This window comes from Paraburkholderia aspalathi (assembly GCF_905220735.1).
GTDB lineage: Bacteria > Pseudomonadota > Gammaproteobacteria > Burkholderiales > Burkholderiaceae > Paraburkholderia > Paraburkholderia aspalathi.
The window spans coordinates 200,350-226,733 of sequence record NZ_CAJNBA010000001.1; the positions used below are offsets into that span (position 1 = coordinate 200,350).

At 61.0% G+C, this 26,384-nt stretch carries 28 protein-coding genes; 19 read left to right on the plus strand and 9 right to left on the minus strand.

Annotated features, from left to right (window positions below; all coding sequences use genetic code 11):
• Nucleotides 1-163 precede the first annotated feature (163 nt).
• Nucleotides 164-2,905 carry a DNA polymerase I gene (polA, locus tag KHO30_RS00840; RefSeq protein ID WP_093634993.1) on the minus strand — a complete coding sequence of 914 codons (2,742 nt, stop codon included), beginning with the start codon at nucleotides 2,903-2,905 and terminating at the stop codon, nucleotides 164-166.
• A gap of 1 nt (nucleotide 2,906) precedes the next feature.
• Here polA and KHO30_RS00845 point away from each other — a divergent pair, with 1 nt between their 5' ends.
• Nucleotides 2,907-3,650 (plus strand): LOG family protein, encoded by a 744-nt coding sequence (locus KHO30_RS00845; protein ID WP_093634992.1) that lies wholly within the window; start codon nucleotides 2,907-2,909, stop codon nucleotides 3,648-3,650.
• Nucleotides 3,651-3,730: 80 nt separating this feature from the next.
• On the opposite strand, the gene KHO30_RS00850 is transcribed toward KHO30_RS00845, so the two are convergent.
• Nucleotides 3,731-4,648, minus strand: a complete 918-nt coding sequence (locus KHO30_RS00850; RefSeq protein WP_200617374.1) for a transcriptional regulator GcvA — start codon at nucleotides 4,646-4,648, stop codon at nucleotides 3,731-3,733.
• Nucleotides 4,649-4,745: 97 nt separating this feature from the next.
• Here KHO30_RS00850 and KHO30_RS00855 point away from each other — a divergent pair, with 97 nt between their 5' ends.
• The 3 genes from KHO30_RS00855 (at nucleotide 4,746) to KHO30_RS00865 (ending at nucleotide 6,482) form a co-directional block, all read left to right on the plus strand.
• Nucleotides 4,746-5,315, plus strand: a complete 570-nt coding sequence (locus tag KHO30_RS00855) for a chromate transporter (protein ID WP_211699764.1) — start codon at nucleotides 4,746-4,748, stop codon at nucleotides 5,313-5,315.
• Entirely contained in the window at nucleotides 5,312-5,842 is a 531-nt protein-coding gene (locus KHO30_RS00860; RefSeq protein WP_211699765.1) for a chromate transporter, read from the plus strand. The genes KHO30_RS00855 and KHO30_RS00860 overlap by 4 nt, the downstream gene beginning before the upstream one ends.
• 181 nt (nucleotides 5,843-6,023) lie before the next feature.
• A complete protein-coding gene (locus KHO30_RS00865) occupies nucleotides 6,024-6,482 on the plus strand; it encodes a hypothetical protein (protein WP_093634989.1) in 459 nt (152 codons plus the stop codon).
• Nucleotides 6,483-6,993: 511 nt separating this feature from the next.
• Here KHO30_RS00865 and KHO30_RS00870 read toward each other — a convergent pair.
• The 3 genes from KHO30_RS00870 to KHO30_RS00880 all read right to left on the minus strand — a co-directional run bounded on the left by KHO30_RS00870 (nucleotide 6,994) and on the right by KHO30_RS00880 (nucleotide 10,512).
• Entirely contained in the window at nucleotides 6,994-7,749 is a 756-nt protein-coding gene (locus tag KHO30_RS00870) for a hypothetical protein (RefSeq protein ID WP_093634987.1), read from the minus strand.
• A 1-nt stretch (nucleotide 7,750) separates the two neighbouring features.
• Nucleotides 7,751-8,233 carry a hypothetical protein gene (locus KHO30_RS00875; protein WP_200650897.1) on the minus strand — a complete coding sequence of 161 codons (483 nt, stop codon included), beginning with the start codon at nucleotides 8,231-8,233 and terminating at the stop codon, nucleotides 7,751-7,753.
• A 752-nt stretch (nucleotides 8,234-8,985) separates the two neighbouring features.
• Nucleotides 8,986-10,512, minus strand: coding sequence for an AMP nucleosidase (locus KHO30_RS00880; RefSeq protein ID WP_054034928.1), 1,527 nt, complete (start codon nucleotides 10,510-10,512; stop codon nucleotides 8,986-8,988).
• Nucleotides 10,513-10,712: 200 nt separating this feature from the next.
• Here KHO30_RS00880 and KHO30_RS00885 point away from each other — a divergent pair, with 200 nt between their 5' ends.
• The 6 genes from KHO30_RS00885 to KHO30_RS00910 all read left to right on the plus strand — a co-directional run bounded on the left by KHO30_RS00885 (nucleotide 10,713) and on the right by KHO30_RS00910 (nucleotide 16,253).
• Entirely contained in the window at nucleotides 10,713-11,108 is a 396-nt protein-coding gene (locus KHO30_RS00885) for a hypothetical protein (protein ID WP_200570572.1), read from the plus strand.
• Nucleotides 11,109-11,403: 295 nt separating this feature from the next.
• Nucleotides 11,404-12,399 (plus strand): homoserine kinase, encoded by a 996-nt coding sequence (locus KHO30_RS00890; protein WP_200570569.1) that lies wholly within the window; start codon nucleotides 11,404-11,406, stop codon nucleotides 12,397-12,399.
• Entirely contained in the window at nucleotides 12,390-13,196 is an 807-nt protein-coding gene (locus KHO30_RS00895) for a BPSS1780 family membrane protein (RefSeq protein WP_093634984.1), read from the plus strand. Before KHO30_RS00890 ends, KHO30_RS00895 begins: the two co-directional genes overlap by 10 nt.
• A gap of 205 nt (nucleotides 13,197-13,401) precedes the next feature.
• Nucleotides 13,402-13,854 carry a MarR family winged helix-turn-helix transcriptional regulator gene (locus tag KHO30_RS00900; protein ID WP_093634983.1) on the plus strand — a complete coding sequence of 151 codons (453 nt, stop codon included), beginning with the start codon at nucleotides 13,402-13,404 and terminating at the stop codon, nucleotides 13,852-13,854.
• A gap of 172 nt (nucleotides 13,855-14,026) precedes the next feature.
• The gene (locus KHO30_RS00905; protein ID WP_093634982.1) at nucleotides 14,027-14,446 is read left to right on the plus strand and encodes an organic hydroperoxide resistance protein; all 420 of its coding nucleotides are present in this window, start codon (nucleotides 14,027-14,029) and stop codon (nucleotides 14,444-14,446) included.
• 307 nt (nucleotides 14,447-14,753) lie between these two features.
• Entirely contained in the window at nucleotides 14,754-16,253 is a 1,500-nt protein-coding gene (locus KHO30_RS00910; RefSeq protein ID WP_211699766.1) for a cryptochrome/photolyase family protein, read from the plus strand.
• A 319-nt stretch (nucleotides 16,254-16,572) separates the two neighbouring features.
• On the opposite strand, the gene KHO30_RS00915 is transcribed toward KHO30_RS00910, so the two are convergent.
• Nucleotides 16,573-16,749, minus strand: coding sequence for a DUF3563 family protein (locus tag KHO30_RS00915; RefSeq protein ID WP_093634980.1), 177 nt, complete (start codon nucleotides 16,747-16,749; stop codon nucleotides 16,573-16,575).
• Nucleotides 16,750-16,856: 107 nt separating this feature from the next.
• Nucleotides 16,857-18,053: an extracellular catalytic domain type 1 short-chain-length polyhydroxyalkanoate depolymerase gene (locus KHO30_RS00920; RefSeq protein WP_211699767.1), complete on the minus strand. Its 1,197-nt coding sequence runs from the start codon at nucleotides 18,051-18,053 to the stop codon at nucleotides 16,857-16,859.
• Nucleotides 18,054-18,409: 356 nt separating this feature from the next.
• Here KHO30_RS00920 and KHO30_RS00925 point away from each other — a divergent pair, with 356 nt between their 5' ends.
• The 4 genes from KHO30_RS00925 (at nucleotide 18,410) to KHO30_RS00940 (ending at nucleotide 21,442) form a co-directional block, all read left to right on the plus strand.
• On the plus strand, nucleotides 18,410-19,111 hold the full coding sequence (locus KHO30_RS00925) for a phosphatase PAP2 family protein (RefSeq protein WP_093634978.1): 702 nt from the start codon (nucleotides 18,410-18,412) through the stop codon (nucleotides 19,109-19,111).
• A 161-nt stretch (nucleotides 19,112-19,272) separates the two neighbouring features.
• The gene (gene modA / locus KHO30_RS00930) at nucleotides 19,273-20,046 is read left to right on the plus strand and encodes a molybdate ABC transporter substrate-binding protein (protein WP_211699768.1); all 774 of its coding nucleotides are present in this window, start codon (nucleotides 19,273-19,275) and stop codon (nucleotides 20,044-20,046) included.
• 18 nt (nucleotides 20,047-20,064) lie between these two features.
• Complete coding sequence (gene modB, locus KHO30_RS00935; RefSeq protein ID WP_093634976.1) at nucleotides 20,065-20,739, plus strand: molybdate ABC transporter permease subunit; 675 nt, start codon at nucleotides 20,065-20,067, stop codon at nucleotides 20,737-20,739.
• A gap of 1 nt (nucleotide 20,740) precedes the next feature.
• Complete coding sequence (locus KHO30_RS00940) at nucleotides 20,741-21,442, plus strand: sulfate/molybdate ABC transporter ATP-binding protein (protein ID WP_211699769.1); 702 nt, start codon at nucleotides 20,741-20,743, stop codon at nucleotides 21,440-21,442.
• 19 nt (nucleotides 21,443-21,461) lie between these two features.
• Here KHO30_RS00940 and KHO30_RS00945 read toward each other — a convergent pair whose 3' ends face one another.
• The gene (locus KHO30_RS00945) at nucleotides 21,462-22,298 is read right to left on the minus strand and encodes a TOBE domain-containing protein (RefSeq protein ID WP_211699770.1); all 837 of its coding nucleotides are present in this window, start codon (nucleotides 22,296-22,298) and stop codon (nucleotides 21,462-21,464) included.
• 206 nt (nucleotides 22,299-22,504) lie between these two features.
• Here KHO30_RS00945 and KHO30_RS00950 point away from each other — a divergent pair, with 206 nt between their 5' ends.
• Entirely contained in the window at nucleotides 22,505-23,299 is a 795-nt protein-coding gene (locus KHO30_RS00950; protein WP_211699771.1) for an SDR family NAD(P)-dependent oxidoreductase, read from the plus strand.
• Between the two features lie 84 nt (nucleotides 23,300-23,383).
• Here the strand turns inward: KHO30_RS00950 and KHO30_RS00955 are convergent, their stop codons facing one another.
• Nucleotides 23,384-23,767 carry a tautomerase family protein gene (locus tag KHO30_RS00955; protein WP_093634972.1) on the minus strand — a complete coding sequence of 128 codons (384 nt, stop codon included), beginning with the start codon at nucleotides 23,765-23,767 and terminating at the stop codon, nucleotides 23,384-23,386.
• Nucleotides 23,768-23,867: 100 nt separating this feature from the next.
• Here KHO30_RS00955 and KHO30_RS00960 point away from each other — a divergent pair, with 100 nt between their 5' ends.
• Genes KHO30_RS00960 through KHO30_RS00975 form a run of 4 tightly spaced genes read left to right on the plus strand, consistent with a single transcriptional unit; the run spans nucleotide 23,868 to nucleotide 26,362 of the window.
• Nucleotides 23,868-24,719, plus strand: coding sequence for a LysR family transcriptional regulator (locus KHO30_RS00960; protein WP_211699772.1), 852 nt, complete (start codon nucleotides 23,868-23,870; stop codon nucleotides 24,717-24,719).
• A 54-nt stretch (nucleotides 24,720-24,773) separates the two neighbouring features.
• Nucleotides 24,774-25,016: a DUF4160 domain-containing protein gene (locus KHO30_RS00965; protein WP_211699773.1), complete on the plus strand. Its 243-nt coding sequence runs from the start codon at nucleotides 24,774-24,776 to the stop codon at nucleotides 25,014-25,016.
• Nucleotides 25,013-25,414, plus strand: a complete 402-nt coding sequence (locus tag KHO30_RS00970; RefSeq protein ID WP_200561362.1) for a DUF2442 domain-containing protein — start codon at nucleotides 25,013-25,015, stop codon at nucleotides 25,412-25,414. The genes KHO30_RS00965 and KHO30_RS00970 overlap by 4 nt, the downstream gene beginning before the upstream one ends.
• A 24-nt stretch (nucleotides 25,415-25,438) precedes the next feature.
• Nucleotides 25,439-26,362 carry an HTH-type transcriptional regulator ArgP gene (locus KHO30_RS00975; protein WP_093634970.1) on the plus strand — a complete coding sequence of 308 codons (924 nt, stop codon included), beginning with the start codon at nucleotides 25,439-25,441 and terminating at the stop codon, nucleotides 26,360-26,362.
• Nucleotides 26,363-26,384 lie beyond the last annotated feature (22 nt).

Here is a 26,384-nt window from a genome sequence, read left to right on the forward strand (position 1 = left end):
TTGCCGATGGGTTATGCGTCGCGACGGCGCGCTTGCAGCATGAAACGCGCGCAGTCTATCCTGGCGATTGTCCGCGAGCGGCACGGGTTGTCACAAGCCATCAATACGCATATGTGACATGCGCGCGACGATATCGCCTATCGCGCGCGCCGTCACATGCACGTCAATGCGCTTCTTCCCAGTTCAGGCCGGCGCCCACTTCGGCGACCAGCGGCACTTTCAGCGCGGCGACACCGCACATCAGTTCCGGCAAGCGCTTACGTACATCGGACAATTCCGCGTCCGGCACTTCGAGGATCAGTTCGTCGTGCACCTGCATGATCATGCGCGTTCCGACCTTCGATTCTTCGATCCACTTCTGCACCGCGATCATCGACAGTTTGATCAGGTCGGCGGCCGTGCCTTGCATCGGTGCGTTAATGGCCGCGCGCTCTGCGGCCTGACGGCGTGGGCCGTTGCCGCCGTTGATCTCCGGCAGCCACAGGCGGCGGCCGAACGCCGTCTCCACATAGCCCTTGGACTTCGCGCTCAGACGTGTTTCGTCCATGTAACGCGCGACGCCCGGATAACGCGCGAAGTAACGGTCGATATACAGCTTGGCCGCGTCACGCGTAATGCCGAGGTTCGCGGCGAGACCGAACGCGCTCATGCCGTAGATCAGTCCGAAGTTGATGACCTTCGCTACGCGCCGTTGATCGTTCGACACTTCGAGCGGCGTCACGCTGAAAATCTCCGCGGCAGTGGCGCGGTGAATGTCTTCGCCCTGCGAGAACGCACGCAGCAGGGATTCGTCGCCGGAAATGTGCGCCATGATGCGCAATTCGATCTGCGAGTAGTCGGCGGAGACGAGTTTGTGGCCCGGCGGCGCGATAAACGCCTCGCGGATACGACGCCCTTCGCCGGTGCGCACGGGGATGTTCTGCAGGTTCGGATCGTTCGACGCCAGCCGGCCCGTGACCGCCACCGCCTGCGCATAGTTCGTATGCACACGACCGGTCTCGGCGTTGACCATGCGCGGCAGCTTGTCCGTGTAGGTCGATTTCAGCTTCGACAAACCGCGGTGTTCGAGCAGGATCTTCGGCAGCGGATAGTCTTCGGCGAGCTTTTGCAGCACTTCTTCGTCGGTGGACGGCGCGCCGCTCGGGGTCTTCTTGACCACCGGCAATTCGAGCTTCTCGAAGAAGATCTGGCCGATCTGCTTCGGTGAGCCAAGATTGAATTCGCCACCGGCCAGCACGTACGCTTCGCTTTCCAGCTGAATCAGACGCGTGGCGATTTCACTGCTTTGCGCGCGCAGCTTTTCGGCGTCGATCAGCACGCCGGTGCGCTCCATCTTGCGCAAAACGCGCGAGGTCGGCACTTCGATGTCGCGATACACGTAGTCGAGGGTCTTCTCCGCGGCCACTTGCGGATACAAGGCCTGATGCAGACGCAAGGTGATGTCGGCGTCTTCCGCCGCGTATTCGGCGGCCGTTTCCAGCGCGACTTCGTCGAAGCCGATCTGCGACGCGCCCTTGCCCGCCACCTCTTCATACTTGATCGTCTTGATGCCGAGATGGCGCAGCGCGAGGCTGTCCATGTCATGCGTACGGTGCGATTCGAGCACGTACGATTCCAGCAGCGTGTCGTGTTCGACGCCGCGCATTTCGATGCCGTAGTTCGCCAGCACCTGTTCGTCGTACTTCATGTGCTGGCCGACCTTCTTGTGGTCGGCGCTTTCCAGCCACGGCTTGAGCTTCGCGAGAACTTCGTCGCGCGGCAGTTGCACGGGTGCGTCCGGACCGCGATGCGCGACCGGCACATAAGCGGCATAACCAGGCTCGACCGAAAACGACAAGCCCACGATTTGCGCGGTCATCGGGTCGAGCGAGGTGGTTTCGGTATCGAACGCAGTCAACTCAGCGGCGTTGATCTTCTCAAGCCACGCGTCGAGCTGCTCCCAGGTCTGCACGGTGTCGTAGTGACGTTCGTGATCCACGGTAAGCGCCGGCGGTACATCGGTCTCGGGACCTTCCACGACTTCGGCGACTTCCACCTCACGCAGCCAGGTCTTGAAGCCGTTGCGCGTGAACACGTCGCGCAGTTCTTCGCGCGATTCCGGGCGGCTTTCCAGGCTTTCTTCGATCGACACGATATGGCCGGTCAGATCGCATTGGCGCTCGACGGTGACGAGTTTCTTCGCCATCGGCAGAAAATCGAGCGCACGTCGCAGATTGTCTCCTACCGCACCTTTGATCTCGTCCGCATGTGCGACGATGCCGTCGAGGGTTTCGTACTGCGTCAGCCATTTGATCGCCGTTTTCGGCCCGCATTTTTCGACGCCGGGCACGTTGTCGACGGTATCGCCGATCAACGACAGGTAGTCGATGATGCGTTCCGGCGGCACGCCGAATTTGGCGATCACGCCTTCGCGGTCGAGCTTCTCATTAGTCATCGTATTGATGAGGGTGACATGATCCGACACGAGCTGCGCCAGATCCTTGTCCCCAGTCGACACGATCACATTCATGCCGCGCTTTTCCGCCTCGGTGCTGAGCGTGCCGATCACGTCGTCAGCTTCGACGCCTTCGATCATCAGAAGCGGCCAGCCGAGCGCGCGCACGGCGACGTGAATCGGCTCGATCTGCCGCGCGAGATCCTCGGGCATCGACGGACGGTTCGCCTTATAGTCGGCATACCAGTCGTCGCGAAACGTTTTGCCCTTGGCGTCGAACACGCACGCGCTATACTCTGCAGTAACTTCCTTGCGCATGCGCCGCAGCATGTTGATCATTCCATAGAGCGCACCCGTCGGGCCACCCTCGGGTCCGCGCAGATCAGGCATCGCATGGTAGGCCCGGTACAGATAACTCGAACCGTCGACCAATAGCAGGGTCTTACCTTCAAGGCTTCGTTCTTCAGGCATTATGACTAAGAGAAAAGTGATTCCGAGTCTGCGATCACTCGCAGATCAAGAGCGCGCTACGGCTAAGAAGGCCCGCGCATCGTGGCAGATGTTCACGATTATGGCAGAGTTTATCGAGGCGACCGAGTACCTCTCGGAGATTCGTCCGGCTGTCAGCATCTATGGTTCAGCGCGCCTGAAACCGAACTCGCCGTATTACAAACTCGCCACGCAAATCGCGCGCAAGCTTTCGGACGCCGGCTTCGCGGTCATCTCGGGCGGCGGCCCCGGCATCATGGAGGCGGCCAACAAGGGCGCCCATGCGGGCAAAGCCCCTTCGGTCGGCCTGAACATCGAACTGCCGCACGAGCAATCGGGCAATCAATGGCAGGACATCTCGCTGCGCTTCCGCCATTTCTTCACGCGCAAGGTCACGTTCGTGAAGAACTCGGATGCGGTGATCGTCATGCCGGGCGGTTTCGGCACGCTGGATGAGCTCGCCGAAGTCCTCACGCTGATTCAAACCAAGAAATCGCGCCACGTGCCGATCATTCTGGTGGGCGGCGAGTTCTGGGAAGGCCTGCTTGCGTGGTTCAAGAACTCGCTCACGCCGATGGGCCTGATCAATCCGACGGATATGGACTTGATGCAGGTGATCGACGATCCGGATCAGGTGCTCGAAGCGGTGTTGAAGTTCTACGAAGACCGCGAAGAAACCGAACCGCATCCGGCCAAGTCGGATGAAGACCGGATGTTCTATCTGTGATGCTGGAGCTTCGCGCCTCGTGCGCGAAGTCGGCTTGCTGATGTTCAATGCGTCATTGAACAGAGCAACGCACGCGGGTTCTAGCGAGCGGCCTCCAGGTCGCTCGCTTCAACTACATCGGTCTGATCGCCCCGCGCTTGCAGCCATTCGCAGAACTGCGCCACTAGCGGCGCCTGCGCGACCTCCCGCCTCGCCACCCACCAATAGCCGCGTGCATCGATACGCGGACCGGCCAACGGCACGACGAGCCGTCCTGATGCCAGCTCATCCGCCAATAAAGGCAACGGGCCGAGCGCCACGCCGAGCCCATCCACCGCGGCCTGCAAGGCCAGATAGAAGTGATCGAACGACTGCTTCTTCCGGCATGTCGCCGTTGCCCCTGCCGCCGATAACCAGTTGCTCCACGCATCGGGCCGCGTGTCTGAATGCAACAGCACGTGCTTCGCGAGATCGTCAGCCACCTTGATCGGCGAGCGTTGCAGGAGCGCGGGACTGCACACCGGGAGCTCGCTCTCGCCAAGAAAATGGCCGCTCACACAGTTCGGCCAATGCGCCGGCCCGCGCCGCACGGCGACGTCGAAACCGTCCAGCGTTTCGACCGGTGCGTTTGAAGTCGATAGGCGCAATTCCACATTCGGCACCTTACGCTGGAATTGATGAAGCCGCGGCAGCAGCCACTTCATTGCGAAGGTCGGCAGCGCATTCACCCTCAAAACGTGAACGACGCCCGTGTCGCGCAGTTGATCCGTAGCCAGCGCGATGCTGTCGAACGCGGCCTGGACGGTGCCCAGATAGCGGCGGCCGTCGTCGGTCAGACGCACGCGCTTGCCGCGGCGATGAAACACCTGCACGCCGAGCCATGTTTCGAAAGCCGCGACTTGCCGGCTAATTGCACCGTGCGTCACATGCAATTCGTTCGCAGCGGCGGTGAAACTTTCATGCCGCGCGGCCGCTTCGAAGGCACGTAGCGCCGGAAAGGGAGGAAGATTACGAGCCATGCTTGTGATTCTAAATCACAAAGGCGCGCTCAAAAATCGTTTTGCCGAGCGACGGTTCGGCGCTAACCTCCAGAGCTTGAACTGGAAGCTTAGCGAAATGGATCACGATCTCACCTCAGCCACGGCCGACCGGCCGCCCACGCCCACATTGCGGGAAATTTTTAGCGGCTTTCTCGGCCTCGGGCTGATCTCATTCGGCGGCGCATTGCCGCTGGCGCGGCGCGCCGTGGTCGAGCAACGGCGCTGGCTGACCGGCGCGGAATTCACCGACTTGCTGGGCCTGTGCCAATTCCTGCCGGGCGGCAATGTGATCAATCTTTCGGTGGCGATCGGGATGCGCTTTCGCGGCGTGCCGGGCGCGCTGGCAGGTTTGCTCGGCTTGATCGCGGGGCCTTCGCTGGTGGTGATCGGCCTTGGCGTGCTGTACGAACACACGCAAAACGACCCGCACGTTCGCCATCTGTTTGCCGGCCTCGCCGCGGCGGCGTCCGGCCTGCTGATCTCGATGGCCGTGAAAATCCTTCTGCCATTGCGCGATAAACCGATGGCCGCGCTTATCGCGGCGCTCGGCTTCATCGCGATCGCCATCATGCGGCTGCCGCTTCTGCCCACGATGCTGGTGCTCACGCCGCTCAGCATCTACATCGCGTCGAGGGCCGCACGATGACCGACACGCTCATTTCTCTGGCCATCATTTTCAGTCAGCTTTCGTTGCTCGCGTTTGGTGGCGGCAACACGATCCTTCCGGAGATGCAGCGACAGGTGGTGGATGTGCATCACTGGATGCCGGCCAGCGAATTCAGCGCGCTGTTCGCGCTTGCGCAAGCGGCGCCGGGGCCCAATCTGATGATCGTGACGTTGGTCGGTTGGCACGTGGCGGGTTGGGCGGGGATGTTCGTGACTTCAGTGGCGAAGTTCGGACCTTCGTCGCTCGTGACAATTCTTGCGCTGCATGCGTGGGACCGGTTCAAGGACCGTCCGTGGCGGCGTTACGCGCAAATGGGACTGGTGCCGGTGACGGCCGGCATCGTCGCGGCGAGTGCGTCCCTGATCGCCGAAGCGTCGAACCCAACGGCGATCGCATGGGCAATCTGCGCATTTACCGCTGTGCTGGCGTTGAAAACGCGGATTCATCCGCTGTGGTTGCTAGCAGCGGGGAGTTTGATTGGGCTGACGGGGTTTGGGCAGTTTTGAAACGCGCGGGGGACCTGAGTAATGCAATGCATCGAGCACAGAACTGCCGCAAACATGGCGGCCCGAGAAACGCATTGACTAAGCGCAATGCGGCGTCAAAAACCCGTACGGTCAGTGTCTCGGGATTACGGAGCACAGCTATGCTTGCAGCTTATAGACTCAGCTCCTGTGCCATCCGCTTATGACCTACCATGCCATCACCGTCACGCTTGAAAACATCGATGGGATAGTCGCCGAGAAAGACAAATATGGTAGTAGAACAATCAGCACAGCCTTTAACGTAACGGTTGCAGGCAAACGCCAGTACGCTGTACAAATGCGCGGCGCGCCTCGACTTGAAAGCGGCATGGTCGTGACGGCGGTGCTGCGCGATACAGATAACTGGCAAACGCTCGTTGGATGGCTAAACCACTCCACCGGTGAGATTTGCGGCATCAATTCGCCCGAGATTTCCTTCTGGTGGTTTGTGGCTGGCATCCTAGTGTCAGCCCTGCTTTGCCTTAAATGGATACACGAGGCTCACAGCGGCAACGCCAGTGCGCGCGTCGTAGTATGGATTGTCGCGGTCGCAGCAATGAACGCTTGGACACTATTCTCCTGGCGGAGGTCGGCGAAGGTCTACAGGTTGCTGAAACCCTAAGCCTCGGTACTTACAAAGTCACGAAATCTTGAAGGAAGAATCGCTGCCATCGACTACCGCGCAATGCGGTAGTCGATGGCAGGAGAGAGAGGCCGCTTATTCGTCATTCATCTACGCCACTGCAGACCGTCGCCGGTAGTAGTCGCTTCGATCCAATCTTTCACCGCCTTGCGCCGCAATATGAGAAGCGCGCCGAGTCGGAGCCACACACAAAGGGTAATTAGTGCGATAGCCCACAATCCCAATTCTTGCAAATATGGGTGCCCGAATATAGTCCATAGAAGAAGAAAGGCCGCGATCCACTTAAGCAGGTCGTAAGCCCATCTCTTTCTCTTTATCCCATACACAAGCGCCAGCAGATTCGCCACAAGACTTACGAACACGGCCAGACAGCCTTCCCACGGCAGAGAGCCGGATTGAAGTAAGGCGATTTCTACCCAAGCCTCGCACAGGAAGGCGAGAAAGAATCCGATAAGTGAAACCCGAATGCAACGCGGCATTGCTGTCATAGCTATCTGAATTTTACGTTCTTGCAATAATCCATTCCACTAACGATATCGCTCCAACCCTGTTCAACACTCAGATATCGGCAATAGTTTTCCTTGTATTGATCTTCGTTGACTGGCGTGAAGCTACCTGGAACGGGGGTCCCCATAGGTATCAAACCGCTACCTGAAACACCCTTGTCGCTCAAACAGACGAACATCCCCTTTTGCGTCAATATTTCGTTGTAGGAGGAAAGCACGTACCCACTTCCAGTTCCGAGACTTGACCAATAAAGCGATGCACTAGCAACCGACGGAGGATTCGAGACTTGCAGCAGAGTTGTCATATAATTACCCAACCATATTTTTGTAGAGTTTATATATGGCTGAAAGGAAGATTGCAGGTCGGCAGCCAAGATGAGTCCACCAACTACTGCAGCGGCACCCGGGCCAATTTCTGCCCAAACAAGCAGCGTAACAGCGATCGTTCCAACCGCACTTATGACGGTCAGCACGTCTCCCGCCTGGACTTTTTTGTTCGGGTCTTTCCAATCTGTCGCAATTCGTATTAATGCAGACGTCGCGGCCAATCCGTTTGTCATGATACGTACTGGCTGCATCATCGGTGCCACATTTGATATTGTTGCCACGAGGTTTGTGCCATTTTGAATAACTGACAGCGAGTCATTTTGGCTATTTGCTGCGGCCATAAGCGCCTGATAAGTAGTCATCGAATTCGAACCGTTTTCGATGAATTGCAACACCATTTCCACTTTTGCCATTTTATTCAGCCTTTGACTCTGTATTCCACGGGGCAATTGAATTCACTGAGGAACTGACGGACGGTGCGATAGAAGGGCTCGACCCGACAACATAGCGATAATAGAGCTGCGTATTGCCTGTTTTTGGCCTGTACACCGTCTGAGCAATAAATGATTTTGTTTTTGTGAGCGTGACAGGCAGGACATCAATAATTTGCGAGAACCCCTTATCCGTCGCCACCTGAAGATTTGCCGCAATATCACTATTTGGGTCCTGAAAATTTATGATACGCACCCAAAATATCCATGTCCCGTCGTCGCGCCTCAATGCAGTCGCGCCGTTTGTTAAAGCATATCCGCGGAGCGGAGTGGCTGTAGTTTGGGGAGATGTGGGAGTCGCCTTTGCAATTTGAGACGTGATGCCGACAAGAGACAATGCACTTGTTCGCAAAAATAATCGTCTGGTAGTCATCGTGTTTTTATTTAGTTTGGTGGATACCACCATTTATGAATGTAGCTTTCACTACATTGAAAATGTATCGTCATCGACGATGCGATTGACATCAGACAATTCCGAAAAAACGGTTACTTCGGAGGGAGAAGCCAGGCAGATTGCGTGAAGTGCTACAGATGGTGAAGAGCACCTGGTAAGCTTTGTTGAAGGTGCGTGTACCGTGGCTTGTATGGCCGAGAAAAAGCGATGCAAGAAGGTGTGTTCAATATCGAAGACGCGTTTGGCGATTTGCGTGATCCACGTAGCCGCGCGCCGGCGTCAGGTGGTAACCCTCGATGGCAAGACGGCGCGCGACGCCCATCGCAGTGATTAGCGTGCGCTCCGTGATGCCGGCCTACGGCAATGACGTGAGCGCGGTACTGGGACAGGTGTGCATGGCAAACAAAAGCAACAGGACCACAACGATTCCGGAGTTGCTCGAACCTCCAACGGGATTTCCTTCTGGGCGCCGAAAGCAGCATGGACTGGGTACTCAACATGATCTTTGGCGAAAACCACTGCCATGTGAGAGCCGCGTCTACAGCGCAGAACTTCACAATGTTGTGCCGTAACCTCATTGAAGCTGCTTAAGCGCGATACAAACACGAGCGCAGAACTGAAACTACGCCGCCCAAGGTCCGTGCCAACGGATCAGTGCGCGCCACAGCCTGATCGGCTTGTGAAGTTCATGGAATTGCCCAGACGCACTCCTCCATACGGCCGATCTGTTCGCGGTCGTATTCCGCGAAGCCGACGCATACCCCTTACTGAAACGCCACTTCCGCGAAGCTGCGCAACTTACGGCTATGCAAACGATGCAGGCCATTCATCCGCAATAACTCCATCGCCTTCACGCCGATCTGCAGATGCTGATCGACCTGCGCGCGATAGAACTGATCCGCCATGCCGGGCAGCTTCAATTCGCCATGCAAAGGCTTGTCCGACACGCATAGCAAGGTGCCGTAAGGCACGCGGAAACGGAACCCGTTGGCGGCGATCGTCGCGCTCTCCATATCGAGCGCGACCGCGCGGCTTTGCGACAGCCGCTGCACCGGCTCACGGTGATCGCGCAACTCCCAGTTGCGGTTATCCACACTCGCCACGGTGCCCGTGCGCATCACGCGCTTTAACTCGACGCCGTCCAGTTGCGTAACCTGCGCGACCGCGCGTTCCAACGCCACCTGCACTTCGGCGAGCGCTGGAATCGGCACCCACAGCGGCAAATCGTCGTCGAGCACGTGATCTTCGCGCACATAGCCGTGCGCCAGCACGTAGTCGCCCAAACGCTGCGTATTGCGCAGACCCGCGCAGTGGCCGAGCATGATCCACGCATGCGGACGCAGCACGGCGATATGATCCGTGATCGTCTTCGCGTTCGACGGCCCGACACCGATGTTGACCATCGTGATGCCGCTGCCATCGGCACGCTTCAGGTGATACGCGGGCATCTGCGGCAGACGCGGCGGCGCCGTGCCTTCCTGCGCCTGCTCGCCGAGATTTTCGTTGTAAGTGATCACGTCGCCCGGTTCGACGAACGACGTGTATTCACTGCGATAAGCGCGCAGTTCTTCGTCGTCGGTATGGGCCATCATCGTGCGGCCGAGTTTGACGAACTCGTCGATATAGAACTGGTAGTTCGTGTACAGCACGTAGTTCTGGCAATGCGTGGGTGAGGTCGCCGTGTAATGCTTCAGCCGATGCAGCGAGAAATCCACCCGCGCCGCCGTGAACAGCGCGAGCGGATGCGGCTCGCCCGGCAGCGGCTCGTACGTGCCGTTGACGATCCGGTCGTCGAGCAGCGCGAGGTCAGGTGTATCGAACACGTCGCGCATCAGGAACAGGCGCTCGCGATCCAGATCGCCCTCGAGATGGATGCCTTCGGCGAAAGCAAAGTGAATCGGAATCGGCTGATCGGACACACCGACTTCGATCTTCACGTGATGGTTCTTCGCCAGCAGGCGCAATTGCTCGCGATAGTAGTTGCCGAACAGATCTGGCCGCGTGACCGTGGTCTCGAACACACCGGGGCCCGCGACGAAACCGTACGAGCGGCGCGAGTCGATATGCGTGTTGACTTCGGTGCGCACTCTGACGAACGGGTAGCAGGCGCGCACCCGGCGCTCGAACAGTTCGTTGCGGCGATAGCGCGCGAAAGCGTCGCGCAGAAACGAGGTGTTCGCTTCATAGATCGCCGACAGACGCGTGACCGCCTCGGCCGCGTCGTCAAAGGATTCGGTTGGGAAGCTGTTGGCGGGAGTCTGCACCGCGCGTTGATTGGTATCGTTGTTCATCTTCATTCGCCCCTATTGATGAGATGACATTACCACGGAACCCGCGATCGCCAAATGACCTCGCCGCGCCTACCACAACTGCCGCAACAGCGGCCGCAAGATTGCGCGCACGTCGCGCGAAAGCGGCGCAAAATAAGGCGATCGCGCCCGTAGGCAAGGCTGGATTTGCTAGAATCGGGGCACCATATTGGAGAATCACCATGAAGCCGTTCCTTCCCGTCGCCGTTGCACTGGCCCTCGCCTTTGGCAACGCGGCGATGGCTGCCCAGCCTGTCGATGACACTCCGGCCCCCGGCGCGCCCCAGTCCGCCAATGAACGGGCCGGTCTGCCTGATCTGGAGAAGATCAATCGTCCGGCCGCCGAGGTCAGCTCGAAGGTCGAAATCAACGTCCCGCGCACGCCGAGCTTCTACGAACGCAGCGCTAACGGCACCGAAATCACCGAATACCGCGACAAAGGCAAGCCCGTTGAAATCAACGTGCATTCGAATCTCGGCACACGCTATCAGATGAGCGCGCCGCTCGACACGTCGCCCACCGTGCGCGACAACGGCCGCCCGAACGCGCGTTTGCCCTCGGTGAATCTGACTTATTGATGCATGCCGGGGCGGCGGCGTGATGTAAGCCGCGCCCGGATCTGCGCGGCCCGCGGGCGTCGCCCCGGGCTTTTAGCCTGCTTGCCGATTTTCAGCACCGCCTGCAGCATGGCGATACCGCGTTGAATTGTCACAGCGCTTGGCGACCCTGACGGGTGGCAAGGATTGGCAGGCAAGGTCGCTGCCTGATTGAACTTGACCGCGTGACCCTGACCGCGCTTTCTGCAACGCATTTGCCACATCTCGCACTGGTCGCCTCGCGCCAGCCCGACTAACCTGATCCGACGTTTCCCGCATGGCTGTCTTCACCGCTGTCACCGAACCCCAACTAGCAGAATGGATGCGTCATTACGATCTCGGCGAAGTCGTCGAGTTTCGCGGCATTCCGTCCGGTATCGAGAACAGCAACTTCTTTCTGACGACGACGCGCGGTGAATACGTCCTCACGATTTTCGAAAAGCTGACGGCCGAGCAACTGCCGTTCTATCTCGATCTGATGCAGCACCTGGCCGCGCACCGCGTGCCGGTGCCGGATCCCATGCCGCGCGAAGACGGTGCGCTGTTCGGCACGCTGCACGGCAAGCCCGCCGCCATTGTGACCAAACTCGAAGGCGCGCCGGAGTTGGCGCCGCAAATCGAGCACTGCGTCGAGGTCGGGCACATGCTCGCGCGCATGCATCTGGCGGGGCGCGATTACGCGCGCTATCAGCCGAATCTGCGCAGTCTGCCGTGGTGGCAGGAAACCGTACCCACCATCCTGCCGTTCCTCGAGGGGGCGCAACGCGACCTGCTGTCGTCTGAACTGGCGCATCAGGAGACGTTCTTCGCCTCGGCAGATTACGCCACGTTGCCCGAAGGCCCCTGCCACGCCGACCTGTTCCGCGATAACGCGCTGTTCGCGCATGCAGCACCGGAATCCGGCCACGAGGTGCGCCTGGGCGGCTTCTTCGACTTCTATTTCGCCGGCTGCGACAAGTGGCTGTTCGACGTCGCGGTAACGGTCAACGACTGGTGCGTCGACCTCGCCACCGGCAAGCTCGACGAGGCACGCACCGAAGCCATGCTGCGCGCCTACCAGACCGTGCGCCCGTTCACTGTCGAAGAAAACCGCCATTGGGGCGATATGCTGCGTGCCGGCGCTTACCGCTTCTGGGTCTCGCGCCTGTATGATTTTCATTTGCCGCGCGCGGCCGAGCTACTCAAACCGCACGACCCCGGTCATTTCGAGCGCATTCTGCGCGAACGCCTGTCCGGCGTTGCTCTTCCAGGCATTCATACCTCATGCAACTGATCGAAGTCCCCGCGAAAACCGGCTATGTCTGGTTCCGGCAGGGTATCTGGCTGTTCCGCAAGAACCCGCTCGCGTTTCTGACGCTGTTCTTCACCTATCTGCTGGTCATGACGCTGGCGGCGCAGATTCCGGTCGTCGGCGGCGTGCTGCCGCTGGTCTTCATTCCGGGTGTCGCCGTCGGCTTCATGGCGGCGTGCCGCAACACCATCGCGGGCAAACCGGTGTTCCCGACCATTCTGGTGGACGGCTTTCACTCCTACGGCCCCGCGGTCGCCAAACGTCTGCTGGCGCTGGGCGTTCTGTACGTCGTCGCGATGGCGCTGGTGCTGGCCGGCTCGGCACTCGCCGACGGCGGCATGCTGCTCAAGGTCATGCTCGGCATGGCTACGATGGATCAGGACGCGATCGCCAACAGCAATATCCCGCTGGCGGTGATCGCCGCGTTTGCGTTCTACATTCCCGTCGCGATGATTTTCTGGTTCTCGCCGGTTCTTATCGCGTGGCACGACGTGCCGCCCGTCAAGGCGATGTTCTTCAGTATCGTGAGTTGCTGGCGCAATCGCGGCGCGTTCATCGTGTTCGGCGCACTGTGGTTCGCGGTGGCGACCACGGTCTCGTTCGGCTTGTCCGCGCTGATGCAGGCGCTGGGCGCGGGTGACTTCGCATTCGCGATCCTGATGCCCGCCACGATGATCGTCACGACCATGCTGTATTGCTCGTTCTACGCGACCTATCGCGGCTGCTTCGGCGTGCAAACGCCGGAAGCACCGGACCTGCCGACCACGCCGGCGGCTTGAGCGCCGGCTAGACCGTTGCTCACGCGCGGGCGCTTTTTCGGCGCCCGTGGGGTTTCAATCCGGCGCACTGCGCGCTTTCGCGCTGGCGCCGTCCGCCCCCATCGCCTCGCCAAATTACCATCCGCGCTCGGCATCTCGCCTCGACTTACGGCACAATGGTTTGCGCGCAATCGATTTGCACGCTCTTTTTTACGCGAGATGCAACATGACCCAGCGCCCCGCTTTGCCCTTCACGCTCGACGAGCAACTCTGCTTCGCCCTCTATTCGACCTCGCTTGCGATGACGAAGGCGTACAAACCGCTGCTCGACAAGCTCGGCCTGACGTACCCGCAATACCTGACGATGCTCGTGCTATGGGAGGCCGACGACGTCACGGTGAAAGACATGGCCGCACGCCTGAATCTCGACTCGGCGACGGTCACGCCCCTGCTCAAGCGCCTCGAAGCGCAGGGCTACCTGGAACGGGTACGCGGCGTCGAAGATGAGCGACTCGTCTATATCCGGCTCACCAAAGCGGGCACCGCGCTGAAGCGCCAGGCACGCGAAGTGCCGGCGGAAATCTTCTGCGCGACCCAGCAGACGCCGGAATTCCTGCTCCGTCTGCGTGACGATCTGACGCGCCTGCGCTCCACGCTCAACGATTACATGGACCACTAGTCGGCCTGTTTCAAAAGGCACGCTATCGGAGCGATACAAAAATTAGTTTTCACACAAATGATTTGTGTACTATCTTTATCACATGCCGCTTCGATAGCACTCCGCCAGAAAGGCGGCCAGACAGCGGCAAGCATGCAAACCACCCTGACAACCCGGATTTAGGAGCAGCACAATGAACATCCTCTACAAAGCAAGCGCAACCAGCACCGGTGGCCGTGACGGCCGTGCAGTATCGTCGGACAATGCATTGGACGTGAAGCTGGCAGCACCGCGCGAACTGGGCGGCACGGGCGCAGCGGGCACCAACCCTGAACAACTCTTTGCAGCGGGCTACTCGGCGTGTTTCCTGAGCGCGATGAAGTTCATCGCCGGCCAGCGCAAGCAGGCTTTGCCGGCTGACACGCAAGTCACGGCAGAAGTGGGGATCGGCCCGAACGACAATGGCGGCTTCGCGCTCGACATCGATCTGCGCGTCTCGCTGCCGGGTCTCCCTGCAGATGCAGCCAAGGAACTGGTCGACGCAGCGCATCAGGTCTGCCCGTACTCGAACGCCACGCGCAACAACGTCGCGGTGCGCCTGCAAGTCGCGTAAGCTCCGGCGGCTTGAACGAATTGCCAATGAATCGAATCGTTGATGCGCGCGGCACAACCGCGCCGTCATGAACAACGCTCGTACCCTGCAAATCAGGTACGGGCGTTGTGCTGTTTGGCGGTGCAATAGGCATTCGCGGACGCGGCACGCAATGTGCGGCATCGATCCGACCGATCATCTGCCGTCGCGCGATTTCGCCGATAGCTCTGTTAGTCAACGCGCAGTTCAGTAATATCGTCGCCTGGCAGTCGATCATTGCGCCGGTCGATGCCAGACTGCGCAGCCCCTTACCCGACCCACGTTATCAATGACACGCCTGCAGCGCCTGAACGACACCTTCGATACCGGTCTGGTCTGGTTTCGCCGCGACCTGCGCAGCACGGACAACGCCGCGCTCTACTACGCGCTCAAGCATTGCGTGCGCGTCTGGTGCGCGTTCGTATTCGACACGACGATCCTGCAACCGCTGAGCGACGCCTGGCAAACTCGCCATCCCGATACGCAGCCACAGGACCGCCGCGTCGAGTTCATTCTTGCTGCGTTGGGCGAATTGGACGAGGCGTTGCGTGCCAAAGGTGGCGGGCTCATCGTGCTGTACGGTGATCCGGTCGATCTCGTGCCCAGGCTCGCCGACGAACTCAGCGTGGATGCAGTATTCACCAATCACGATTACGAGCCGGTCGCGATCGGGCGTGACGAGACGGTGCACGAGCGGCTTGCCGAAGCCGGACGCCAATGGCTGACGTTTAAAGACCAGGTGATTTTCGAGCGCGATGAGGTGCTGACAGGCCAGAACAAACCGTTCACGGTGTTCACGCCCTATAAGAATGCATGGCTCAAGCAGTTGACGGCCTTCGATCTGAAACCGTATCCGGTTGAGGCCTACGCGAAGCATCTGGCAGCACTACCGCCGAGGCTGGACCGTCAGTTGCCGACACTCGATCAACTCGGCTTCGTACCGAGCAATCTTGCGGAGCTCAACTTGCCCACCGGCATGAGCGGCGCGCAACGCCTGCTCGACGACTTCATGACCCGCATCGACAGCTATCAGGACCGGCGCGACTTTCCCGCCGTCAAAGGCCCGAGCTACCTGTCGATGCATCTGCGCTTCGGCACTGTCTCGATCCGGACGCTCGCGCGACTCGCGCACGAGATGTCACTGCAACCGGACGGGCAAGGCTCGGCCACGTGGTTGTCTGAGCTGATCTGGCGGGATTTTTACTTCATGATCCTCTCGCATCATCCAAAGCTGGCGGACGGCGCGTCGTTCAAGGAAGAGTGTGACCAACTGCGCTGGGAGCAAGGCCCGGAAGCGGACGAGGCCTTCGCCGCATGGTGCGACGGCCGCACGGGCTATCCGCTGGTGGATGCGGCGATGCTGCAACTGAACCGCACGGGCTACATGCACAACCGCCTGCGGATGGTGACAGCGAGTTTTCTGGTGAAGGATCTGGGCGTCGACTGGCGACGCGGCGAGCGCTACTTTGCCGAGCAACTGAACGATTTCGATTTCTCGGCGAATAACGGCGGCTGGCAATGGGCGGCATCGACGGGATGCGACGCGCAGCCGTATTTCCGGATTTTCAATCCGATCACGCAATCCGAAAAGTTCGACGCCGAAGGGCGCTTTATCAAACGCTACCTGCCGCAGCTCGCAAAACTGCCGGCCAAATGGATTCACGCGCCATGGTTGGCAGGTGCGGATCGGCTCTCGGAATTTGGTGTGGTGTTGGGCAAGGATTATCCCGCCCCGATCGTCGACCATGCCGACGCGCGGCAGCGTACGCTTGCCCGTTTCGGCAAGTAAGCGCCCGCTCACATTGATTTGATCAGGAACGTCCGGCGAAGACTTAGAGACGCGCCGTTTGCGGTCGCTGCTGGTGTTCTGGTGTCGCTCGTCGCACTGACGCTTGCATACAGGCAACGGGACCGCTGGGCTGGCCGAACTGCTCGAGCCCCAGGTAGCCTACGTGGCATTTACCGCGGTGTTGAATCAAACGCGCTGTGGCAATTGAATCCGGCTGTTTAAGCGTGCTGAGCCCTTCCAATAGCTCATAACAGCTTGGGCGCCTCACCCCAAACATCGGCGTTCTTCAATACGCGCCGATGCTTCAAACTCGCGCAGCTTAGTGCTGGGCCATCCACGCCGGATGACGGGTAGCCGCCTCACGGTCCAGCTTGCGCATACGGAATTCCAGATCGTAAAGATCGGTTGCCTCTGCGAGGAAGGCGTCAGCGCGTTCTTTCGCGAGTTGATCGGGCGATTTGGTCAGGAACAGAAACAGGCGGCTAAGCAAGTACATGGTCAACCTCGACAATGAGTTTAGGCGTTAACGCCTAAGGGATAACCCGTATTATAGGGAAAACCCTAGGAACACGCCAATACTCATTTCGAAGTGTTGCTCCAATGTCACCGCGCGCCCGCCGAAGCTTCTGTGGCGGTGCTTTCAGCGATGCGGCCAGTGCCCGTACGACGTTGGTGCCTGAAAAAATCCCACACCATGGCGCTTGCGTCCGGACCTTTGGCGGAATGGAAAGGTACGGCGTCATCGCCACCACTCCAGGCGTGCGCGAGCCCCTGGACACGGCACAACCGCACCACGCGCCGGCCGCCGCGCAGGTAGTCGCGCATCACGACGCCACCTTTGCGCTCTTCCTTCACTTCGCCGGATTTGCGCGCGCCTTTCTCGTCGACGATCCGGTTCAGACGAAGAAACTGCACCGCAAGCTGGTCCGCATTGACGGGCGCGACCACATGGTCGGTGTCGCCGTGGAGGATGATGGCCGGCATCCCGGGGTATTCAGCCACGTTAACGAGTTCGTCAACCAACTCGGCAGGCTCGCGACGCGCGCCGCGCCGCATCACGTCCATCGCCGTAATGCCGGAGCGGGCCTCGCCGAAAGCAGGGCCCGAATGCAGCGCGACAGCCGCAAAATGGTCTGGGTAGTTAGCGGCCAGAAGCGCCGTCAGGCCGGCCCCGGCAGAGATTCCGGCGACATAGACGCGCTCGCTGTCGAAGCCGTGCTGGGCAACCAGTGAATCCACCAGCGAGACAACCGCACGCGCCTCGGCACCGCCGGCGCTGTCGCTGGCGTCATACCAATGCCAGCAGCGATGCGAATGCACATGCTTCGACTGTTCCGGATAAACCACGGCAAAGCCGAACCGGTCGGCGAGCACGTTCATCCGCGTGCCTTCGGCGAATTCGTCAATTGACTGGGTACAGCCGTGCAGCATCACGACCAGCGGCATCGCCTCGTGCGCATGGCCGGTCGGGATGTACAGCCCGTATTGAAGGTGGTTGACGAGCCGCCCAGGCGCGGTAGGCGCCGAATGGAACGAGCGCGTCCATGAACCGCTCGCCCATGCCGAGGCGCGCGGACGAACCCGTGATTCACGCGGAGCGGCGCGCGGCGCCTCGCGTTTCGCGGATGCGCGCAACGCGGCCGCCGGCTTGACCGGGCGGGCCTTGGCCGAAGGTTTGGGAGTGGCGGCGCGTGCCGGCCGTGTGGGGGCGCGCTTGGTCGTTGCGTGAGTGTGCTCGGTTTGAATCGCGAGCAGCCGCTTAAGACCGCGCAGCCAGATTTTCGACAGACTTTTTGCCATCGGCGGGTAACCTCGCAAAAAGGGACAGGTGCCGTTCGATCGAACGACGCTTTGTTGTGCAATGCACAATAACACCAATCCTCATGCGATGCTGACGGCCTTGGCCTCTGCCGGATACCGAATTTTCCGCCCGGCGAACCTTGCAGCAGCACCAACGTCAAACCGTGGCAAAGCTTGTTCGCTAGCCAACACCCGCCACAAAAAGCCTGATGCGTGGCGAATCCCGCCCGCAGCACCCGTCTATACTGGCGGGTAAATAATGTCTGCCGACGCCTTTACCGCGTCGGCGATTCGCGCCGTTCGCGCGTTAAACCATTACCAACCCGATTCTACGCGGCCTTGGTCGCGCTTTTGCCATGCCCGATTTACCAGCCCATCTGTGGTATTCGATCACCAGCCTCGGCGGCGCCGGCATGACGCTGCCGCTCGCGTTCGCCATCGCGCTGTGGCTGGCGGTCGGCTACACGTGGCGCATGGCGGCTGGCTGGTTGCTGCTGCTTGGCGCGGCCATCGGCGTTGTGACTTTGACCAAGCTGGCCTTCCTCGGTTGGGGCGTCGGCGTGCGCGAACTGGATTTCACTGGCGTCAGCGGTCACGCCATGCTCTCTACCGCCGTCTATCCGGTCGCATTGTTCCTGATGTTGCTGCCGGCGCGTCCGGCAATTCGTCTGCTTGGCGTTTTATTAGGCCTGGCCGCGGGCATGGCAGTCGGCTTGTCGCGCGTCGTGCTGAGCGCTCACTCACCATCTGAAGCCGTGACCGGCTGCCTGGTCGGTGCGCTGGCGGCGCTGTTCTTCGTGCGCATGGCGTGGCATGCCGAGCCGGGCCGGCTGTCGGCAGCGCCCGTCGCCGCGAGTCTCATGATCCTCGCGCTGCTGATGCACGGTGTGCATGTGCCGACGCAACGCTGGGTCACGCATATCGCGCTGAAGGTGTCCGGCCACGATCGGCCGTTCATCCGCGCCAAGTGGAGGGCCGTGCGCGACGTGCGTCCCGCCACAGCGCCGCTGTCGCAGACGCTCAACACGCTGACGCCGCCGGACTCGCCAGACGTCTGAAGCACGTTCAATCGATTTCCTGTTCAGCAACTGAAGCCAACGCCTGCCGGGCCGCGTTATGCGCGCGACTGAATAATCGTCATGGGTACCGCTATAACCTTTCATATATTACGATAGCGTTTTAACCCGCCGCTCCGGCCCACGCCGGACATCCAGCCTTCATGACACTGTCCCGCCGCCTTGTGAAACACGCGCTGTTCATCGCCAGCGCCATCTCCGTTGCCGTCAGCGCCAACGCACGTGCCGACGAACTGGTGGTTTCGGCCGCCGCCAGCCTGACCAACGCGTTCAAAGCAGTGAGCGAGGTCTTCGAACAGCAGCATCCCGGCATCAAGGTGCTGTTGAATTTCGGCGCGTCCGACGTGCTGATGCAGCAGATCGTCAAGGGTGCGCCCGCCGACGTGTTCGCTTCGGCGGACCAGAAAGCGATGGACAAGGCCGCGGCGGAAAAAGTGATCGTTCCGGCTACGCGCAAGGACTTTGCCGCCAATTCGCTGGTGCTGATCGTGCCGACCGACAGCCATTTCGCGCCGGCCTCGCTGAACGATCTGACGTCGGCGAATGTGAAGCGTGTGGCTTATGGCGATCCGGCTTCGGTGCCGGTTGGCCGCTATACGCAAGGCGCGCTGCAAGCCGCTGGCGTGTGGGACGCGGTCAGCGCAAAGGCTGTGCTGGCATCGAACGTACGTCAGAGCCTGGACTATGTGTCGCGCGGTGAAGTGGACGCCGGCTTCGTGTTCAGCACCGATGCCGCAGTCATGCCGGACAAGGTCAAGGTCGCGATGAACGTGCCGACGCAAACGCCGATCACCTATCCGATCGCGCAAGTCGAAGGCAGCCGCCACGCGGCCGACGCGCAAGCCTTTATGAACTTTGTGCTCTCGCCGGCCGGCCAGGCCGTGCTCGCGAAGTACGGCTTCAAGCCCGCGCATTAACCTAAGTACCGGACGCACATGCAACAGGCCTGGATTCCGCTCCTGCTGTCACTGAAAGTGGCGGGCTGGGCCACCGCGCTCAATCTGGTGTTCGGCGTCGCGGCCGGTTTCGGTTTGTCGCGCTGGCGCTCGGGCGCGCGCGACGTAATCGATTCGCTGCTCATGCTGCCGCTCGTTTTGCCGCCCACCGTGCTCGGCTACTACCTGCTGGTCCTGCTCGGACGGCGCGGCGTAATCGGCGGATGGCTCGACAAGCTCGATATCCAGTTGGTGTTCACCTGGCAGGGCGCGGTGATCGCGTCGACGGTGGTGGCGTTTCCGCTCGTGCTGAAGTCCGCGCGCGCCGCCTTCGAATCCGTCGATCCGCAACTCGAGCGGGCCGCGCGCACGCTCGGCGTGAGCGAAACGGCGGTCTTCTTTCGCGTGACACTGCCGCTCGCCGCCCGCGGCATTCTCGCAGGCGGTCTGCTGGCGTTTGCGCGGGCGCTCGGCGAATTCGGCGCGACGCTGATGATCGCGGGCAACTTGCCGGGACGCACGCAGACGCTTTCGGTTGCGGTCTATTCAGCTGTGCAGGCCGGCGACGACAGCACCGCCAATTTTCTCGTGCTCGTGACTTCCGTGACGTGCGTCGTGATCCTGTTGCTCGCGGGCCGTCTGGTGCCGCAGCACACGCTTCTGTCGTCCCGCTGATATGTTGCTCGCCGTCGACATCCGCAAGACCTTTCAGAGCGCCGAGCGTCATTTCACGCTCGACGTCTCGTTCAAGGCGACCACGCAGCGCGTCGTGCTGTTCGGGCCGTCCGGCGCGGGAAAGAGTTTGACGCTGCAGGCCATCGCCGGCTTGCTGCGTCCCGACGAAGGGACGATCACGCTGCACGGCAACGCGTTGTTCGACAGCGCGCGCGGTATCGATCAGAAACCGCAAGCACGCAAGATTGCGTATCTGTTTCAGGACTACGCGCTGTTTCCACATCTGAACGTGCGGCAGAACATCGGCTTCGGATTGCAGCAGGGTTGGCTCAATCCGCGCGCGCGAATCTCGCACCCGCAAGTCGATTACTGGCTCGACGCGCTCGAGTTGAAGAGCGTGGCCGGTAATCATCCGGCGCAGCTTTCGGGTGGACAGAAGCAGCGCGTGGCACTGGCGCGGGCGCTTGTCGCCGAACCTCGCTTGTTGCTGCTGGACGAGCCGTTTTCCGCGCTAGATAGCGCGCTGCGTCAGCGTATGCGCAGCGAACTGTCGGACCTGCAAACGCGGCTCGATATTCCGATGGTGTTGATCACGCACGATCCGGACGATGTCGCCGCGTTCGGCGATCAGGTCGTGCAGGTCAGCGATGGTTGCGTACGTGAGAACCATCCGTTTGCTGGGTACGAGCGCAGCGTGCCGTAACCGCAGCGCGCCTGCTCACTCAATCCTTCACACCAAGAATCACGCTCGATGCCTTGAATACAGCAACCGCGGTCCCGCCTTCCACAAGCCCAAGCGTATCGACGCTTTGATTCGTGACGACCGCGGTAATCACCGCGCCGCCGTCCAATAGCAGCGACACCTCCGCATTGACCGCCCCGCGCTTCACACTCTGCACCGTGCCGCGCAACTGATTACGCGCGGACAACTTCAGCGGCGCGCCACTTTCATCCTCCACGAGCAGCACCACCCAAGATGCCTTGATCAGCGCAAACGCCGCCGCCCCCACCGCGAGGCCCAGCGTCTCGGTACTTTCATGCGTGACTACGGCGACGATCGTATGGCCACCTGGCAGCGCCAGCGACACCTCATCGTTGACCGTCCCGCGGATGATCGCCGACACCGTGCCATATAGCTGATTGCGCGCGCTCGTTTTCACGCCGATGCGGCCGATCAGATCCCAATCCGTGGCAAAGCCTTCGATAGCCGCGCCAGCGCGTTCGAGAAAACGCCGATGCTCGCGTTCGACCGCCCGAAACGTATCGATCAGCTTCACGGCGCGCGGCGTGAGTATCGTGCCGCCGCCGCCTTTGCCACCGGTCGAGCGCACGACGAGCGGCTCACCAGCAAGATTGTTCATCGTGTCGACAGCGTCCCACGCGCCTTTGTAGCTCATGCCGATGGCTTTCGCCGCGTTCGTGATCGAACCGGTTTCGCCGATCGCCGCGAGCAGCGCGATCCGTGACGCGCCGCCGAGCGTTTGCGCGCCTGCCTTAAACCAGACTGAGCCGCCAAGTTCGAGGGCTTCGTGGGACGGATCGATGCGGTCGGATGTCATGGCGGCAGGGGGAGGTGGGCTAGAAAAGGACAGCGAATCATTATAGCGACGCAGGTGTCCGTCGGCGGATGAGCACGTTTTCGACCCCGAAGGCGGATAGGTGGGATACTCACCTCGAAGGTTTGAGCACTCCGTCGCTTACATTTTTCGGCAAGGCCAGCCGCACGCCTGGGCAGTCCGCCGCAACGTCAACAAGGAGCAAGCCAGTGAACATCGATCTATCCGGCAAGACCGCCATCGTCAGCGCGTCCACGGCGGGCATCGGCCTCGCCATCGCGACCGGCATCGCCGCAGCGGGTGCGGAAACCATCGTCAACGGCCGCAAACAGGAAGCGGTAGACCGCGCCATCGAAACGATTCTCAAGACTGCGCCGAAAGCAAAGCTGCGCGGCTTCGCCGGCGACCTCGGCACGCCCGAAGGTTGCGCGGCGCTCTCGAAAGCCGTGCCGCACGCAGACATTCTGGTGAACAACCTCGGCGTGTTCGGCCCCGGCGATCTCTTCACCACCACAGACGACGACTGGGAGCGCTACTTCCAGGTCAACGTGATGTCAGGCGTGCGGCTCACGCGCCATTATCTGAAAGGGATGATCGAGCGCAAATGGGGCCGCGTGGTGTTCATTTCATCGGAATCGGGGTTGAATATCCCGGCAGACATGCTCGCCTACGGTTTCTCGAAGACCGCGCAGTTGAGCATCGCGCGCGGGATTGCCAAGCAGGTGGCGGGCAGCGGCGTAACAGTGAATGCCGTGCTGCCTGGACCGACCTTGTCGGACGGCTTCCGCGCGATGGTGGAAGACACCGCCAGGCAGCAAGGCAAAACCGTCGAGCAGGTTGCCACCGAGTTCGTACGCGAGCATCGCAGCAGTTCGATCATTCAGCGCGCGGCTTCCACTGAAGAAATCGCGAACATGGTCGTCTACGTCTGCTCGCCGCAGGCTTCGGCGACCACCGGCGCGGCGCTGCGCGTGGATGGTGGTGTGATCGATACGATTGCGTGACAGGCACCGCGCTTGCCGGCGACATGCGGCAAGGTCAATCGACCTTGCCGCACGTCTCGCATTGAGCGCTTGCCCAGCGGGCACTCAAAGCGCGTACTGCGCGATCCCATTGCCGAACGACCAGTTCTCCTTCAGCACCTCGACGAGATTGATGAACACGTCCTCTCGTCGCAGTCCCGGCGACTCCGCCAGTTCATCCGCCATGCGCTTGTACAGCGCCTTCTTTTGTTCGAGCGTGCGCGTATTGTTGAACGTGATCTGAATCACCACGAGATCGTCGCTGCGTTCGATGTTCAGATACTGCTTGTCGTACACAAAATTACCGGCATCGTGCTCGGTGATCAGCATGAAGATGTCGTCTTTCGGCACATTGCACGTCTCCACCAGCGAACGCTGGATGCTTTCCGTCAGCGCCTTCCGATACTCCACCGGCTTGCCAGCGCGCAATGCGATTCGTGTGAGCGGCATGATGAAACTCCTTGGTTGCAGTGATTGGGTAAACACAGCTTAGGCGCGCTCAGTCATAATGAACAGCCATCTTTGGCTATTTCATCCATATTCAACTGAAATGAAAGTCCTCGATCTCGATGCGGTGCGCGCCTTCGTGCTGGTTGCCGATCTGCACAGCTTCACGCGGGCGGCGGACGCGCTCAATACCACGCAATCGGCCGTCAGCCTGAAGCTGAAACGGCTGGAGGCGCATCTCGGCAAGCAGTTATTGGAACGCACGCCCCGTGTCGTGCGCCTTTCCGCGGATGGCAACGCCTTCCTTGGCGCGGCCCGCGATCTGCTGGGCGCACATGAGCGGGCGCTGGGTTCGTTGTCCGTGGAGCGTCGGCGGCTCACGCTGGGGATGAGCGAGCACGTCGCGGGAACGAACTTGCCGCAGTTGCTCGCGCGGCTCAACGCGCACGATCCGGGTCTGGTGGTCGAATTGCATCTGGGCATGTCCGCGGCGCTGCTCGCGCAATTCGATGAACGGCGTCTCGACGCGGTGATCATTCGTTACGGCGCCGATGAGCCGCCGCGTGAGGACGCACAGGTGCTGTTCAGCGAGCCGCTTGGCTGGCTCGCTACGCCGGAATGGCTGCCGCGCGTCGGCGAGCCGTTGGGGCTGGCGCTGTTGAGTCCGCCGTGCAATGTGCGCGACGTCGCGCTGCACACGCTGAATGAGGCGGGGCTTGCGTGGCAGGAAGTGTTCGTCGGTGGCGGAGTGGCTGCCGTCGGCGCCGCGGTCGCGGCTGGTCTGGCGGTATCGCCGCTGGCGCGCAGAGTGGCGCCGCGTGGATTGGTCGATGTCGGCGCACGGCTGGGCTTGCCACCGCTGCCGGAATCACGCGTGACGCTGCATTCGCGCGTGAGGGATGCGCGGTCGATGGAGACGTTGCGGTTGGTGACGAATGGGTTGGCAAGCGCTTGAGACATTCGGCCGCCCTCTTAAAAACCCAAGCGGCTACGGTATATAATGGCCGCCATGCCCATCATTGCCCGGATCGACGGGCTGATCGTGGTCATCTACCCTCACGATCACGCTCCGCCTCATGTTCATGTTCTCGCTCCGGATGGTGAGATTATCTTTATCTTGAATTGTCCCGACGGCCCGGTTTCCATCCGCGAGGCTCGAGGGTATTCAGAACGCGAAGCGCGCCGGCTGGCAAAACGCATTAACGAAATGGTGCCGTTCCTGTGCTCCGCATGGAAAGGAATCCACTCATGAACAGCAGCGAAGAATGGCGGCTTGCGCGGGAACGCGGCGCTGAAACCGCCAAACGTCCCGCCGCGCGTAGCGCTTGCTATAAACCGCGCACCAAACGGCTCGAAATCACGCTGACCAACGACATTTCGCTGCTGGTGCCAATCGCCTATATCGAAGGTTTGCACAACGCGTCGGCCGCGGATTTACGCTCGATTGAGATTTTCGGTCTCGGTTCGGCACTCGTTTTTCCGGCGCTCGACGTCGTCGTGTCGGTGCATGGCCTGATCGACGGTGTATTCGGCTCGAAAGCGTGGATGCGCGATATCGGCCGCAGCGGCGGCAGCGTGAAGTCCGAGGCGAAATCGGCGGCTGCCCGCGAGAACGGCAAGAAAGGCGGCCGTCCGCGAAAGGCTGCGTGAGGCTTATCACCCAAAAGGCACTCAGTGGACCTCGACCCCCGACAAACCGCCGCCGTCCGCGCGGTCATCGAAACCGGCAGCTTCGAACAGGCCGCCGTGCGCCTGAACGTCACATCGTCCGCAGTATCACAGCGTGTGCGGGCGCTCGAAACGCGCCTGGGCAACCCGCTGATCGTGCGCACGCGGCCCTGTCGCGCGACGCAGATGGGCCAGCGTCTGTTGCAATATCTACGGCGTGCCGCCCTGCTCGAAGACGACTTCGCCAGCGATCTCGCGGGCGCCAACGAAGCGCTGCTGAACGTCGCAGCCGCCGTGAATGCGGACACGCTGTCCACGTGGTTTTTCCCCGCGCTCTCCGAGATCCTGCTGCAGGAAAACGTGCTGCTCGATCTGACCGTCGACGACCAGGATCACACTCACGCGCTACTCGCCTCAGGCCTCGCAATCGGCTGCATCACCACCGAACCGGCGCCAATGCGCGGCTGCTTCGCGGAACGGCTCGGCGCGATGCGCTACCGGCTGGTGGCATCGGCGGCGTTCGTCGAACGATGGTTTCCAAATGGCTTGACGCGTGAAAGCGCGCGGCGCGCGCCGGTCATCCTGTCCTCACGCAAAGACGCGTTGCAGGCGCGCTTTCTCGAGACACGCTTCGGCCTGCCGCCGGAAGCTTATCCATGCCACTACGTGCCTGCGCCGGTGCCGCGCTACATGGCAATCCAGCGTGGGCTCGCTTATGGGATGGTGCCCGAACTGGAATTCGGCGATGCCGTCGAGCGCGGCGAACTGGTCGATCTTGCGCCGAAGCAGCCCACCGACGTCGAGCTGTACTGGCACGCCTGGAAGGTCCAGTCGCCACGCCTCGAAAAGCTCTCGGCGCGCATCGTCGAACTCGGCCGCACGGCGCTGGGTCCGCCGGGCGCCAAGGCCAAACGCAAACGCGCCGCCTGAACGGAACTGAACAGAACAGAAC

Coding starts and splice junctions, on each gene's coding strand:
- KHO30_RS00910 (WP_211699766.1), top strand. CDS start 14,754: ATGACACGCCTGCAGCGCCTGAACGACACCTTCGATACCGGTCTGGTC.
- KHO30_RS00955 (WP_093634972.1), bottom strand. CDS start 23,767: ATGCCGCTCACACGAATCGCATTGCGCGCTGGCAAGCCGGTGGAGTAT.
- KHO30_RS00855 (WP_211699764.1), top strand. CDS start 4,746: ATGGATCACGATCTCACCTCAGCCACGGCCGACCGGCCGCCCACGCCC.
- KHO30_RS00970 (WP_200561362.1), top strand. CDS start 25,013: ATGAACAGCAGCGAAGAATGGCGGCTTGCGCGGGAACGCGGCGCTGAA.
- KHO30_RS00870 (WP_093634987.1), bottom strand. CDS start 7,749: ATGGCAAAAGTGGAAATGGTGTTGCAATTCATCGAAAACGGTTCGAAT.
- polA (WP_093634993.1), bottom strand. CDS start 2,905: ATGCCTGAAGAACGAAGCCTTGAAGGTAAGACCCTGCTATTGGTCGAC.
- KHO30_RS00850 (WP_200617374.1), bottom strand. CDS start 4,648: ATGGCTCGTAATCTTCCTCCCTTTCCGGCGCTACGTGCCTTCGAAGCG.
- KHO30_RS00925 (WP_093634978.1), top strand. CDS start 18,410: ATGCCCGATTTACCAGCCCATCTGTGGTATTCGATCACCAGCCTCGGC.
- KHO30_RS00890 (WP_200570569.1), top strand. CDS start 11,404: ATGGCTGTCTTCACCGCTGTCACCGAACCCCAACTAGCAGAATGGATG.
- KHO30_RS00920 (WP_211699767.1), bottom strand. CDS start 18,053: ATGGCAAAAAGTCTGTCGAAAATCTGGCTGCGCGGTCTTAAGCGGCTG.
- KHO30_RS00945 (WP_211699770.1), bottom strand. CDS start 22,298: ATGACATCCGACCGCATCGATCCGTCCCACGAAGCCCTCGAACTTGGC.
- KHO30_RS00845 (WP_093634992.1), top strand. CDS start 2,907: ATGACTAAGAGAAAAGTGATTCCGAGTCTGCGATCACTCGCAGATCAA.
- KHO30_RS00875 (WP_200650897.1), bottom strand. CDS start 8,233: ATGGTGGTATCCACCAAACTAAATAAAAACACGATGACTACCAGACGA.
- KHO30_RS00960 (WP_211699772.1), top strand. CDS start 23,868: ATGAAAGTCCTCGATCTCGATGCGGTGCGCGCCTTCGTGCTGGTTGCC.
- KHO30_RS00900 (WP_093634983.1), top strand. CDS start 13,402: ATGACCCAGCGCCCCGCTTTGCCCTTCACGCTCGACGAGCAACTCTGC.
- KHO30_RS00885 (WP_200570572.1), top strand. CDS start 10,713: ATGAAGCCGTTCCTTCCCGTCGCCGTTGCACTGGCCCTCGCCTTTGGC.
- KHO30_RS00940 (WP_211699769.1), top strand. CDS start 20,741: ATGTTGCTCGCCGTCGACATCCGCAAGACCTTTCAGAGCGCCGAGCGT.
- KHO30_RS00895 (WP_093634984.1), top strand. CDS start 12,390: ATGCAACTGATCGAAGTCCCCGCGAAAACCGGCTATGTCTGGTTCCGG.
- KHO30_RS00880 (WP_054034928.1), bottom strand. CDS start 10,512: ATGAACAACGATACCAATCAACGCGCGGTGCAGACTCCCGCCAACAGC.
- modA (WP_211699768.1), top strand. CDS start 19,273: ATGACACTGTCCCGCCGCCTTGTGAAACACGCGCTGTTCATCGCCAGC.
- KHO30_RS00915 (WP_093634980.1), bottom strand. CDS start 16,749: ATGTACTTGCTTAGCCGCCTGTTTCTGTTCCTGACCAAATCGCCCGAT.
- KHO30_RS00860 (WP_211699765.1), top strand. CDS start 5,312: ATGACCGACACGCTCATTTCTCTGGCCATCATTTTCAGTCAGCTTTCG.
- KHO30_RS00965 (WP_211699773.1), top strand. CDS start 24,774: ATGCCCATCATTGCCCGGATCGACGGGCTGATCGTGGTCATCTACCCT.
- KHO30_RS00905 (WP_093634982.1), top strand. CDS start 14,027: ATGAACATCCTCTACAAAGCAAGCGCAACCAGCACCGGTGGCCGTGAC.
- KHO30_RS00865 (WP_093634989.1), top strand. CDS start 6,024: ATGACCTACCATGCCATCACCGTCACGCTTGAAAACATCGATGGGATA.
- modB (WP_093634976.1), top strand. CDS start 20,065: ATGCAACAGGCCTGGATTCCGCTCCTGCTGTCACTGAAAGTGGCGGGC.